Origin of the sequence: Pseudomonas sp. Lb2C2 (assembly GCF_052112205.1) — a bacterium.
Taxonomy (GTDB): domain Bacteria; phylum Pseudomonadota; class Gammaproteobacteria; order Pseudomonadales; family Pseudomonadaceae; genus Aquipseudomonas; species Aquipseudomonas kilonensis.
This window is the reverse complement of record NZ_JAUTYW010000004.1, coordinates 703670-715594: the sequence shown is the minus strand read 5'-3', so window position 1 is coordinate 715594 and position 11925 is coordinate 703670. Positions and strand designations below refer to the sequence as shown.

The following is an 11925-nucleotide window of genomic DNA, read 5'->3' as shown; positions in this document are numbered from 1 at the left end:
TTCGGATCGACTGTTTACACCCCGGCAAACAGCAGAATCCTCCAGAGGCATTCCAGCCCCATGGAATCTGCCGCAAGAGGCACCTTGCAACGCAGCGTGATGCTGCTACGCCGGCCCTTTCGACAGATCCTGCTCTGGCGTTGAGGCATGCTAGGGGCTCCTTGATTTCAGGCGAGAAGTGACCCATGGCCCTGCTCTATAAAGCTGACCCGGTACGCGGCGAACACTGGCGGCGCCTGTTCGCCGAACACGCGCCGGACATCGAATGGCGTGCCTGGCCGGACATCGGCGACCCGCGGGATATCCAGTACCTGGCGGCCTGGCAGGCGCCGGACGACGTCGAAACGCTGTTGCCAAATCTGCAGGTGCTGTTCGCCTTGTCGGCCGGCGTGGATCAACTCGACCTTGGCCGCTTGCCAACGACGCTGCCGGTGGTGCGCTTGCTCGACCCGGGCATCAGCCAGGGCATGTGCGAGTACGCCAGTTTCGCCGTGCTCAGCCTGCACCGGGACATGTTGCGCTATCGCCAGCAACAGGCCGAACGGTGCTGGCAAGCGCACCGGCTGGTGCCCGCCGGACAACGCCGGGTGGGCGTCATGGGCCTGGGTTTGCAGGCACGGCAGATACTCGCCAGCTTGAAGACCTTTGGTTTTGCCTTGTCGGGCTGGGCCCGCAGCGAGCATGACATCGAGGGGGTCACGTGCTTTGCCGGCGACGAGCAACTGCCGGCGTTTCTCGGTCAATGCGACATTGTGCTGTGCGTCCTGCCGTTGACCGAGCAGACCCGAGGGATCCTCAACCGCCAGCTGTTCCAACACCTGCCCAAGGGCGCAGCGTTGGTCAACATGGGCCGAGGTGGGCACCTGGTGGAAGCGGACCTGCTTGAAGCCCTTGCCAACGGCCAGCTCAGCGCCGCGGTGCTGGACGTGCTGGAGCAGGAACCGGCGCCGATGGATCACCCCTTCTGGCACCATCCACAGATACTGTTGACCCCGCACATCGCGGCGATGACTCAGCCTGAAAGTGCCTTTGGCGTGTTGCTGGAGAACATCCGCCGGCATCAACGGGGGGAATCGATGCTGGGCCTGGTGGATCGTGAGCGCAGCTATTGAGTCCTCGATGGCCTCTGGTTTCGAGCCGAACGGCGAAAAACCGACCCGGTATTTACTGCTGGCCAAGCCTCTGATTTGAGCAAGAAATGTGGCCGGCAGAGCCGTTGCTTACGCAAGATACCGAATCGATGTGCCGCCCTTGCCAGGCCCGGTGGCAGGTGAGATACAAAGGCTTTCAGCGCACACATCCATCCGCTTTCGTCCCTTATTTTATGGTGATCTGCCATGTCCATTTCGCAACGCCCCACTTACTTCTATCGCGCCATGACCGCCACCGACGTGCCTGCGGCCCATGCCTTGTCCGTGCAGTTGAAATGGCCCCATCGCCTGGAAGACTGGGCGATGTTGCAACGCGTCGCCCAGGGGTTTGTCGTGGAAGACCAGGGCCGTTTGATTGGAACGGCGTTCACCTGCGCCCAGGGAAACTACACCACCATTGGCCTGGTGATTGTCGACGATGAGTACCAGGGCCAGGGGATCGGTCGCAAGCTGATGGAACTGGCGATCGAGGCTTGCGGCTCGCGTACCGCCGTGCTCAATGCGACGCTGGCCGGTGCCCCGCTGTATGCCAGCCAGGGGTTCGTTGATTTTGGGCATATCCAGCAGCACCAAGGGCAAGCGCTGGTGCCGGCCCCACTGGAACTGGCCGCTGGCGAACGCTGCCGCGAGTTGAGCGAAGCCGATCATGCCGAGTTGATCGAACTGGCCAATGCCGGGAGCGGGCTGGAGCGGAGCGCCGTACTCAATGACCTGTTCGAGGTCGTTGAACATTCAGTGGGGATCGAACGCGACGGTCACTTGTGCGCCTTCGCCCTGCTGCGCCCCTTCGGCCGTGGCCGCTGCATCGGCCCGGTCATCGCCCAGAACCTGGAACAGGCCCAGCACTTGATCGCCGTGCTGCTGGCCCAAGTGCCGGACGCATTCGTTCGCATCGACATCCCTTCAAACAGCGGCCTGGCCCCTTGGCTGGAAGAGGCCGGGCTCAAGCAGGTCGACACCGTAGCCCAAATGGCACGGGGCACGCCCCCGCAGGCGACCGGCGCGGTTCGGCAATTTGCGCCAGTGACCCAGGCCATTGGCTGAAAAACCCACACTCCCCTCAACGCTTCCCTGGAGAATCATCTTCATGCTCGAACCCACTGCAGTGCTGTTGGCACACGCCGATGGCCGCCTTGCCTCAACCCCGTTCACCCCGGGTTCACTGGGCGCCAAGGATCCGTTCGACCGCCTCATCGCCTATGCTGGGGAAGATGGCATGGCTGCCGGCGTGGTCCGGGCGAGCGGACTGTTCAGCGTCGATGAATACCCCTTCAGTGAGACGATCGTGGTGCATGCCGGCGCAGTGACGCTGCGTAGCCAGGGGCAGATGCTGCAGCTCAAGCCGGGTGAAAGCGCGGTGATCGGTCGGGGGACGGCGCTTGAGATCGAGGCGCAACCCGGCTCGCTCTGGGCCTTCTGTGCCGACACCCAGCGCATCGAAGCGCACCTTCCCGGGCTGACGGCACTCCCCGCCCACACCCTGCTCTCGCCTTCTGCTGCCCCGGATGACGAGATCCTGCTCAGCCCGCCGCCGCAATGTCGCTCGCACAATTTGTTTGTCGAGCAAGCGAGCAACCTGCGGATCGGCATCTGGGACTCGACGCCCTACACCCGCAAGTCACGACCGCACAAACTGCATGAGCTGATGCACCTGCTCGAAGGCAGCGTCACCTTGCAGGCAGCCGATGGCAGCGACTTGACGGTCAACACCGGCGATACCGTATTCGTCCCGCTGAATGCACCGTGTGCCTGGAAAAGCAGCGTTTATGTGCGCAAGGTGTACGTCGTCAAGTAATTCGGTGTAGGTAGCTCCACCGCTATCGCGAGCAAGCTTTGCTCCCACAGGGGATGGGTGGGGGACTTCAAATCCCACCATCACCCCGGGCCCCATGTGGGAGCGGGCTTGCTCGCGATGGCGGCAGCACAGCCAACATCATCGCAAGCTGATCCACCGCTATCGCGAGCAAGCTCGCTCCCACAGGGGGTTGTGGTGGGGGTGGCAGATCAGCAAAAAAAAGCCCGCAGTGTGGGCGGGCAAAAGGTGTCGCAGGTTGGATCAAGCCTCAGAGCGCGGCGGCGATGGCCTGGCCAACATCCTGGGTCGAGCCCTGCCCACCCAGGTCGGGGGTGATGGGGCCTTCGGCGATGACTTGTTCGATAGCCTTGAGAATCCCATCATGGGCCGCGCGGTAGCGCTCATCACCGTTACCCAGGAAGTCGAGCATCAAGGCGCCGGACCAGATCATCGCGATCGGGTTGGCGATGTTCTGCCCATAGATATCGGGCGCCGAGCCATGCACCGGTTCGAACAGCGATGGGAAGCGGCGCTCCGGATCGAGGTTGGCCGACGGTGCGATGCCGATGGTGCCGGCGCAGGCCGGGCCCAGGTCGGAGAGGATGTCGCCGAACAGGTTCGACGCCACCACCACATCAAACCGGTCGGGCTGCAAAACAAAGCGAGCGCACAGGATGTCGATGTGTTGCTTGTCCCACTTCACGTCCGGGTACTGCTCGGCCATCAATGCCGTGCGCTCGTCCCAATACGGCATGCTGATGGAAATGCCGTTGGACTTGGTCGCCGCGGTCAGGCGTTTGCGCGGTCGGGTCTGGGCCAGGTCGAAGGCGAACTTCAGGATCCGGTCGACCCCACGCCGGGTGAACACCGACTCCTGGAGCACGAACTCATGCTCGGTGCCTTCGAACATCTTGCCGCCGATGGAAGAGTATTCGCCCTCGGTGTTCTCGCGGATCACCACGAAGTCGATGTCCCCCGCCTTACGCCCGGCCAACGGACACGGCACCCCCGGAAACAGCCGCACCGGGCGGATGTTCACGTACTGGTCGAAGTCGCGGCGGAACTTGAGCAACGAGCCCCACAGGGAAATATGATCCGGCACCTTGTCCGGCCAACCCACGGCGCCGAAGTAGATCGCGTCGAAGCCCTTGAGTTGTTCGAACCAGTCGGCGGGCATCATCTGCCCGTGCTCCAGGTAGTAATCGCAATGGGCCCAATCGAGCACTTCGATGTCCAGCGACAACTGCCACTTTTTCGCGGCTTGCTCCAGTACCCGCAGCCCTTCGGGCAGGACTTCCTTGCCGATGCCATCGCCGGCAATGGCAGCGATTCGAAATGGTTTGCTCATCAATCATGGCTCCCGGGTGTTGGTTCAAATGACGGTCGCATCACAGTCCACCGATGTGGAAGGCTTTGACTTCAAGGTATTCGTCCAGGCCGTACTTGCTGCCTTCGCGCCCCAGGCCCGACTGCTTGATGCCGCCGAAGGGCGCGACTTCCATGGAGATAAGCCCGGTATTGAGCCCGACCATGCCGAACTCCAGCGCCTCGCCGAAACGCCATGAGCGGCGCAGGTCCTGGGTGAAGTAGTAAGCGCCCAGGCCATAAGGCGTGGCATTGGCCAGGGCCAGGGCCTGCTCTTCAGTAGTAAAGCGCATCAGCGGCGCCACCGGTCCGAAGGTTTCTTCGTTGGCCAGCAACATCCCGGCATGGGCCTCGCCCAGTACCGTTGGCTGGACGAACTGACTGTCGCCCTCGGGAACACCGCCACACAGCAGACGCGCGCCCTGGCTCAACGCATCGTCAATGTGCCGGGCGACTTTGTTCACCGCCGCGAGGTTGATCAGCGGGCCGATCATCACGTCAGCCTCCAGCCCATTGCCGACCTTGAGCTTGCCCACCTCTTCCACCAGCCGTGCGGCGAAGCGTTCGTAGATGCCGTCCTGCACCAGGATGCGGTTGGCGCAGACGCAGGTCTGGCCGGCGTTGCGAAACTTGCTGAGCATGATGCCGGCCACCGCCTGTTCCAGGTCCGCATCGTCAAACACGATGAACGGCGCATTGCCGCCCAGCTCCAGGCTCAAGCGCTTGATGTGCTCGGCGCTCTGGCGCATCAGCAAGCGCCCGACCGCCGTGGAACCGGTAAAGGAAATCTTGCGCACCGTCGGGTTGCCGGTCAGTTCTTCGCCGATACCGGCGGGCATACCCGTCACGACGTTGAACACCCCGGCCGGAATCCCGACCCGCTCGGCCAGCACCGCCAGGGCCAGGGCCGACAAGGGGGTCAGGTCCGAGGGTTTGACGATGACCGGGCAACCCGCCGCCAGGGCCGGGGCGCACTTGCGAGTGATCATCGCATTGGGGAAATTCCAGGGGGTGATCGCCGCACAGACACCCACCGGCTGCTTGAGCGTGAGCAGGCGTCGGTCGCCGCTGGGCGCCGGGATGGTCTCGCCATAGACCCGCCGGGCCTCTTCGGCAAACCATTTGGCGAAACCGGCCCCGTAGCGGATTTCGCCTTTGGCTTCGTTCAACGGCTTGCCCTGTTCACAGGTCATGATCAGCGCGAGGTCGTCGAGGTTGTCCATCATGGCTTGATACCAGCGCTCCAACAGCGCTGCCCGCTCCGCCGCCGGACGCGCGCGCCACGCCGGCCAGGCGCGCTCGGCGGCCTCGATGGCACGCCGGGTTTCCACGCCTTGCATCGCCGGTACACGGGCGAGCACCTGACCGGTGGCCGGGTCAATGACGTCAAGGGTGGCGGCGTTGTCGGCGCCGATCCACTGACCGTCGATGTAAGCGAGTTCTGCCAACAGGCTGGGGTCTTTCAATCGATTCTTGAGCATGGTCGCGTCCTGTTCCGAGGTGATTCCAGTCTAAGGAGATGCCACGGGGCAGGATGCTGAAAGCGGGGTTTGGGCAGTGTTGGATGCTGAAGTTTCGAGGTGGGACGGCAGGCTCTACCGAGGCCCCAGGCTAAGCACCGAACACTGAACACTGTGGGAGCAAAGCTTGCTCGCGATGGCGGTGGATCAGGCGACATCGATCAAGACCGTGTCATCGTTCATCGCGAGCAAGCTTTGCTCCCACAGGTATGCTCCTACAGGTGTACTTCTACAGGTGTGCTTCTACAGGTGTGCTCCTACATTTCTTTCGGTGTATGGCTTAGATTTTCAGGGAGCCGAGCAACCCCTCCAGAAACCGCTCCCCCGCGTCCATCTGGCTGACTTCGATGAACTCGTCGGGCTTGTGCGCCTGTTCGATGGAGCCTGGGCCGCAGACCACCACGGGTACATCCAGGCGCTGCTTGAACAGGCCGCCCTCGGTGCCGAAGGAGACCTTGGCGGTGCCGGTGTCCGGGGTGGCGAAATTTTTCAGGAAGCGCACGGCTTCAACACTCGGATGGGTGTCGAGGCCCGGATAGACGTTGAGGGTTTCGATCTCGATGTCCGCGACGCTGGAGAGTTTTTTCGCCTCGCGCACGATCACCTCGGCGCGCTCGCGCAGTTGCTCCAGGAACAGGTCCAGATCGTCGTCCGGCAAATTGCGCACTTCGAAATCCAGGGTGCACAGGTTTGGCACGATGTTCAGTGCCTTGCCGCCGACAATCTGCCCGACATGCACGGTGCTGTAGGGCACGTCGTAATCCGCATCCTGGGCGCCTTGCTCCTGCAATTGCTGCTGGCTCTGGCGCAACGCCGCGATGAAATCGCAGGCCACGTGAATCGCATTGACCGAGCGCGGTGCCAGCGATGAGTGCGCTTCCAGGCCGCGACAGTAGGTGCGATAGGAACCCTTGCCCTTGTGGCCGAGCACGAATTGCATGTTGGTCGGCTCGCCGATCACGCATAGAAACGGTCGCACAGGTGCCAGGTGCAGCACGTCGAGCAAGCGCCGCACCCCCACGCAACCGATCTCTTCGTCGTGGGAAAGCGCCAGTTGCATTGGCCGGTTCAGCGAATGGTCGGCGGCATCGAGCATGGCGTCGATGGCCAGCGCAATGAAACCTTTCATGTCACAACTGCCACGCCCGTAGACCCGACCATCGCGCACGGTCGCCTGGAACGCCGGAACGGTCCAGGCCTGCCCTGCCGCCGGCACCACGTCGGTGTGGCCGGACAGCAGGACCCCGGGCAACTCACGCGGGCCGGTGCTGGCGAACAGGTTGGCCTTCTTGCCGCTCTCATCCTTGACGATCAGCGACTCGATGCCCTTGCTCAGCAACAGATCGCGCACGTACTCGATCAGGGCCAGGTTCGATTCTGAAGAGACCGTTTCAAACGCCAGCAGGCGTTCGAAAATGGCTAACACGCGGGGTTTCATGAGGCCTTGCTCCGTTGCTCGGCACAAAGGGCGAACCGGCGGATGGAAAACGGCTCGATGAAGGTTCGAGTGCTGCCGGTGCTGATCAGTTCAGCCATGACATCGCCAACGCCCGGACCGAGCTGGAAGCCATGGCCGCTGAAGCCGAACGCATAGTACAAGCCATCGACGTTGCCACTGGGCCCCATCACCGGCAGGGAATCGGGCAGGTAGCCTTCGATGCCGCTCCACACGCGGATGATGTTGAGATTGCCGACACCCGGCAGCAGCCGACGCATCTGGTCCAGTTGGTTGAGGATGCTGCGCGGCTCGACATAGGCCCGGCGGTTGAGCATGTCCGGCTTGCTGCGATAGCCGCCGCCGATGATGATATTGCCCCGGGGAATCTGGCGGAAATAGATCACTTCTTCAGGAATCTTGGTGTACACGCCGATCACCGTCGGCAAGGCATACGGCACCGGTTCGGTGACGGCCATTTGCGGGCCATTGGTCTCCAGCGGCACCGGCTCGCCGAATTGCGCCGAGAGCTTCTGGCCCCAAGCGCCTGCGGTAATCAACAGCTGAGCAGCGCTGAACTGGCGACCATCGGTGGTGCTGATGCTGAACCCATCACCGACCTTCTGCACCTCGGCCACCTCGGTGCGTTCCTCGATGCGTGCCCCGAGTCGCCGGGCCGCCCGGGCGAACGCCGGGGCTGCCAGACGCGGGTTGGCGTGACCGTCGTGAGGCGCATAGGAGCCGCCCTTGACGTCCTTGCCAAGAAACGGAAAACGCGCGTGCAGCTCGCTGCCGCGATAGATCTGCAAGTCCAGTTGCGCCGCTTCCGGTGCCGCTGCGTAAGCCTCAAGCTCGGGTATTTCATCCTCGCGATAACACACGCGCATGTGCCCGCTGGCGATGAACTCCAGGTCGTCGTCGATCAGCTCCGGCAGGCGTTTCCACAGCGCCCAGGACCGATTCGCCAGTTCCAGCTGCCCGAGAAAACGCCCCTGGCGCCGCACGTTGCCAAAGTTGACGCCGCTGGCGTACTGGCCGATCTGGTCACGCTCGAGCAGGATCACCGACTGCCCCCGCTGGCGCAGGAAAAACGCTGCAGCCGAGCCCATCAGGCCGCCGCCGACAATCACCACATCGGCTTTATTCAGCGTCATGGCGTCACCTCCCGAGTGAGCATCGAAAGTGGTTTCACGGGGGCCTGACCACGCTGGCGCCCCACCTCCTGCACCTGGACACCCGCCGCTGCTGCAATCACTTCGGCCCCGGCCTGGGAGCAATAGCGCCCCTGGCAGCGGCCCATGCCAACCCGGCTGAACGCCTTGGCCCGGTTGACTTCACAAGCGCCCTTTTCACTGACGGTGCGGCGCAGTTCGCCGGCGCTGATCATCTCGCAGCGGCAGACGATGGCCTCGTCCGGCAAGGCCTTGGCTTGTGCCGCCGGCCAGGGAAACGCCTGGGCCAGGCCGAGGCGAAACGCGTCCATCACCTTGAGCGCCTGGCGCTGTTCGGCGACGAGTGCGACGTCCACCGGCTGCTGCAGATCGCTCAACAACGCCAAGGCGACCAGGCGCCCGGCGTGCTCGGCGGCATCGGCGCCACGGATCTTCGAACCATCACCGGCGGCGTATACACCGCTGACCGAGGTCCGTCCCTCTTCGTCCGTGTCCAGCAGCCATTGGCTGGACGCCTCGTCAAAGCGCAGGCGGCAGCCCGCCAGGTCAGCCAGTTGGGTTTCCGGGCGCAAGTGATAACCCAGCGCCACCGCGTCGCAGGCCACGGTCAAGGTTTCCCCACTGGCGGTACGAACTCGCACGCCACTGACACCGGTGGTCGCTTCTCCCAGAATCTGCAGCGGCGAAATACCCAGGTGCACGGCAATCTTCGCCCGATACAACTGCGCCAATAGTTTCATGCCGGTGAACAGCAAGCCCGGGCGCGCCATGAGCTTGGGCAAGGCCTTGATGCGCTGGCCCAGCGGCGATGTGTCCAGCACCGCTGCGACATTGGCGCCGGCCTTGAGGTATTGACTGGCGACCAGATACAGCAGCGGCCCGCTGCCCATGAACACCACCTGGTGGCCGATGGAAACCGCCTGGGCCTTCAAGGCGATCTGCGCGCCGCCGAGGCTGTAGGTACCGCCCAACTGCCAACCCTCGATGGGCATCAGGCGGTCGGTGGCGCCAGTGCAGAGGATCAGCGCGTCGTAATCCACCGTCGTGTGCTGGCCCTGGCTGACGCAGCACAATTGCCCGGGAGTCAGGTTCCACACCAGGGTGTCCGGACGGTAGTCGATCTGCGTGCGCAAACGGTCGAAGCTTTCGTGCAGGTCACGGGCCTTGTCCGCTTCGGTGCCGTACAGCGTGGCGTAGGTGCGGGTGAACCCTTCGGGCTGGCGCCGGTAGATCTGCCCGCCATCGCGACGGTTTTCGTCGAGCAGGATCGGCTTGAAGCCCGCTGCGACCAGGGTCTGCGCGCAACGGATACCCGCCGGTCCAGCGCCTACAATGACTATCCGCGCAGCGGCCATATCGCCTCCGGTTGTTGAGTAATGATGTCCAGCCCTTCGCGTACTTCATTGGAGCAGGCCCGCAGGCGTTCGCCGCTGCGGGTCCAGACCCAGCAATCCTGGCAGGCGCCCATCAGGCAGAAACCGGCCCGGCTGCCCGGATCGAATTCCGACTGGCGCAACGCCGGGCCGTGGGTCAGCAATGCGACCATCAGCGTGTCGCCCTGCAACGCCTCGACAGGGACGCCATCCACTTTCAATTTGACGATGGGCCGGCCCTGTTCGGCCAACCTCACGAAACGCGCGTTCATGCGTAGGCTCCCACGATCATGCTGTTTGAATCCTGTTGGCGCTTGAGCAGCTCGGCACTGTCGTGATGACAGAGCACCTCGCTGCCGCCGTCGATGATCTGCCGGGGCGGCGCGGTGTGGTTGCACAGGCCGTCGACCCGCACCGGGCAGCGATTGAGGAAGGTGCACAGCTGCGGCACCTCGGCGCGCGCGCCCAACGCCGGCAGCGTGCCGCACGTCGTGGTGCCACAACTTTCCAGCCAGCCCTGGCGCAACTCCGGCACCGAGTGGATCAACAGGTCGGTGTAGGGATGGAACGGCGCCTGGGCGAACGATTGCCGGCTGCCCTCTTGAACCTTATGGCCGCTGTACATCACCACGATGTCGTCGCACAGCGCCCGCACCGTGGAGATGTCATGGCTGATGAACAGGTAGGACACCCCCAGTTGCTGGCGCAGGTCGCGCAGCAGTTCAAGGATCGCCGCGCCGACCACCGTATCCAGCGCCGAGGTCACTTCATCGCACAGGATCAGGTCCGGCTTGGCCGCCAGCGCCCGGGCCAGGTTGACCCGCTGTTTCTGTCCGCCGGAGAGTTCGCTCGGGCGGCGCTCGGCCATGTCCCGTGGTAGACGCACGAGGTCGAGCAGCTCGCCGATACGCTCACGCAGTGCCGCGCCCTTGAGGCCGAAATACATCTTCAACGGCCGGCTCAGGATGGTGCTGATGCTGTGCATCGGGTTGAGTGCGGTGTCGGCGTTCTGGAACACCATCTGGATGCGTCGGAACTGTTCGTCCGTGCGTTCGGACAGGCTGCCACCCAGTGGCTGGCCGTCAAACGTCAGCCCGCCCAGGGCCGGGGTCAACAGCCCCGCCACCACCCGCGCCAGGGTCGATTTGCCCGAGCCCGACTCACCGATCACCCCGATGGCCTGGCCCCTGCGCACGGTCAGGTCGATGTCTTCGAGCACCCGGATCGCCGGCATGCCGTGCTGGTTCTTGTTGCCGTAGCCAGCGGTCAAGCCCTTGATGGTCAGCAGCGGCGTGTCTTCGGCCACACCACACGGCGGGCGAATCGTCGTGTCTGGCCGTGCCGCCGCCAACAGGCTGCGGGTGTAGGCGTGAGCCGGCCCCTTGAGCAGCGGCGCGGTGGCGCTCTGTTCGAAGATCTGCCCGCCGTTGAGCACCACGATCTGGTCGGCCATCTGCGCCACGACGGCCAGGTCGTGGGACACATAAACCGCCGTCGCGCCACGTTCGCGCACCACCCGCTTGAAGGCGCGCAGCACGTCGATCTGGGTGGTCACATCGAGGGCCGTGGTCGGCTCATCGAGCACCACCAGTAGCGGATCGCTGATCAGCGCCATGGCCGCCATCACCCGCTGCAGTTGCCCACCGGACACTTGATGAGGATAGCGTTGACCGATGCATTCGGGGTTGGGCAGTGCCAGGTCGCGGAACAGTTCGATGGCCTTGGCTTCGAGCACGGCCCGGCTGCCCAGGCCATGGATCAACGCCCCTTCCACCACTTGGTCGATGAGTTTCTTGGCCGGGTTGAACGCCGCCGCGGCGCTTTGGGCAATGTACGACACCCGATTGCCGCGCAGGCCTTGCAGCTCGCGCTCACTCAAGGCGAGCATGTCGTGCTCGCCAATCTGCACCACGCCGCCGGCCAGGCGACAACCGCGCCGGGCATAACCGAGCAGTGCCAGGGCGATGGTGGTCTTGCCCGAACCGGACTCGCCGATCAGCGCCAGCACTTCACCTTTCTCCAGGGAGAAACTCACGCCCTTGACGATCTCCACCTCGCTGCGCTCGCCACAGGCGACCACGCGCAGGTTCTCGACTCGGATCAATTGGCTCATA

10 protein-coding genes are annotated in these 11925 nt (G+C 63.9%); 3 read left to right on the top strand and 7 right to left on the bottom strand.

The genetic code is table 11. The features are described 5' to 3' along the window. The first annotated feature begins 185 nt into the window (after window positions 1-185). The 3 genes from Q7F16_RS15225 (at window position 186) to Q7F16_RS15215 (ending at window position 2946) form a co-directional block, all read left to right on the top strand. Window positions 186-1112: a 2-hydroxyacid dehydrogenase gene (locus Q7F16_RS15225; protein WP_079301304.1), complete on the top strand. Its 927-nt coding sequence runs from the start codon at window positions 186-188 to the stop codon at window positions 1110-1112. Between the two features lie 225 nt (window positions 1113-1337). Continuing rightward, window positions 1338-2195: a GNAT family N-acetyltransferase gene (locus tag Q7F16_RS15220; RefSeq protein ID WP_409557154.1), complete on the top strand. Its 858-nt coding sequence runs from the start codon at window positions 1338-1340 to the stop codon at window positions 2193-2195. A gap of 43 nt (window positions 2196-2238) precedes the next feature. Further along, window positions 2239-2946 carry a cupin domain-containing protein gene (locus Q7F16_RS15215; RefSeq protein WP_186649896.1) on the top strand — a complete coding sequence of 236 codons (708 nt, stop codon included), beginning with the start codon at window positions 2239-2241 and terminating at the stop codon, window positions 2944-2946. Between the two features lie 268 nt (window positions 2947-3214). Here the strand turns inward: Q7F16_RS15215 and Q7F16_RS15210 are convergent, their stop codons facing one another. From Q7F16_RS15210 to Q7F16_RS15180, 7 genes are all read right to left on the bottom strand, one after another. Further along, on the bottom strand, window positions 3215-4294 hold the full coding sequence (locus Q7F16_RS15210; RefSeq protein ID WP_053177697.1) for a tartrate dehydrogenase: 1080 nt from the start codon (window positions 4292-4294) through the stop codon (window positions 3215-3217). A 40-nt stretch (window positions 4295-4334) separates the two neighbouring features. Further along, entirely contained in the window at window positions 4335-5792 is a 1458-nt protein-coding gene (locus Q7F16_RS15205) for an NAD-dependent succinate-semialdehyde dehydrogenase (protein ID WP_003203184.1), read from the bottom strand. Window positions 5793-6111: 319 nt separating this feature from the next. Continuing rightward, window positions 6112-7269, bottom strand: a complete 1158-nt coding sequence (argE, locus tag Q7F16_RS15200; protein WP_409557155.1) for an acetylornithine deacetylase — start codon at window positions 7267-7269, stop codon at window positions 6112-6114. Next, window positions 7266-8420 (bottom strand): NAD(P)/FAD-dependent oxidoreductase, encoded by a 1155-nt coding sequence (locus Q7F16_RS15195; protein WP_095963293.1) that lies wholly within the window; start codon window positions 8418-8420, stop codon window positions 7266-7268. The genes argE and Q7F16_RS15195 overlap by 4 nt, the downstream gene beginning before the upstream one ends. Continuing rightward, window positions 8417-9793, bottom strand: coding sequence for an FAD/NAD(P)-dependent oxidoreductase (locus Q7F16_RS15190; RefSeq protein WP_409557156.1), 1377 nt, complete (start codon window positions 9791-9793; stop codon window positions 8417-8419). Before Q7F16_RS15190 ends, Q7F16_RS15195 begins: the two co-directional genes overlap by 4 nt. Next, entirely contained in the window at window positions 9775-10083 is a 309-nt protein-coding gene (locus Q7F16_RS15185) for a (2Fe-2S)-binding protein (RefSeq protein WP_046064176.1), read from the bottom strand. The genes Q7F16_RS15190 and Q7F16_RS15185 overlap by 19 nt, the downstream gene beginning before the upstream one ends. Further along, complete coding sequence (locus Q7F16_RS15180; protein WP_079301318.1) at window positions 10080-11924, bottom strand: ABC transporter ATP-binding protein; 1845 nt, start codon at window positions 11922-11924, stop codon at window positions 10080-10082. Before Q7F16_RS15180 ends, Q7F16_RS15185 begins: the two co-directional genes overlap by 4 nt. Window position 11925 lies beyond the last annotated feature (1 nt).

What these genes read in the sequence shown, in the direction of transcription:
- Q7F16_RS15220 (WP_409557154.1), top strand. Translation starts at nt 1,338, where the DNA reads ATGTCCATTTCGCAACGCCCCACTTACTTCTATCGCGCCATGACCGCC.
- Q7F16_RS15215 (WP_186649896.1), top strand. Translation starts at nt 2,239, where the DNA reads ATGCTCGAACCCACTGCAGTGCTGTTGGCACACGCCGATGGCCGCCTT.
- Q7F16_RS15190 (WP_409557156.1), bottom strand. Translation starts at nt 9,793, where the DNA reads ATGGCCGCTGCGCGGATAGTCATTGTAGGCGCTGGACCGGCGGGTATC.
- Q7F16_RS15225 (WP_079301304.1), top strand. Translation starts at nt 186, where the DNA reads ATGGCCCTGCTCTATAAAGCTGACCCGGTACGCGGCGAACACTGGCGG.
- argE (WP_409557155.1), bottom strand. Translation starts at nt 7,269, where the DNA reads ATGAAACCCCGCGTGTTAGCCATTTTCGAACGCCTGCTGGCGTTTGAA.
- Q7F16_RS15180 (WP_079301318.1), bottom strand. Translation starts at nt 11,924, where the DNA reads ATGAGCCAATTGATCCGAGTCGAGAACCTGCGCGTGGTCGCCTGTGGC.
- Q7F16_RS15210 (WP_053177697.1), bottom strand. Translation starts at nt 4,294, where the DNA reads ATGAGCAAACCATTTCGAATCGCTGCCATTGCCGGCGATGGCATCGGC.
- Q7F16_RS15205 (WP_003203184.1), bottom strand. Translation starts at nt 5,792, where the DNA reads ATGCTCAAGAATCGATTGAAAGACCCCAGCCTGTTGGCAGAACTCGCT.
- Q7F16_RS15185 (WP_046064176.1), bottom strand. Translation starts at nt 10,083, where the DNA reads ATGAACGCGCGTTTCGTGAGGTTGGCCGAACAGGGCCGGCCCATCGTC.
- Q7F16_RS15195 (WP_095963293.1), bottom strand. Translation starts at nt 8,420, where the DNA reads ATGACGCTGAATAAAGCCGATGTGGTGATTGTCGGCGGCGGCCTGATG.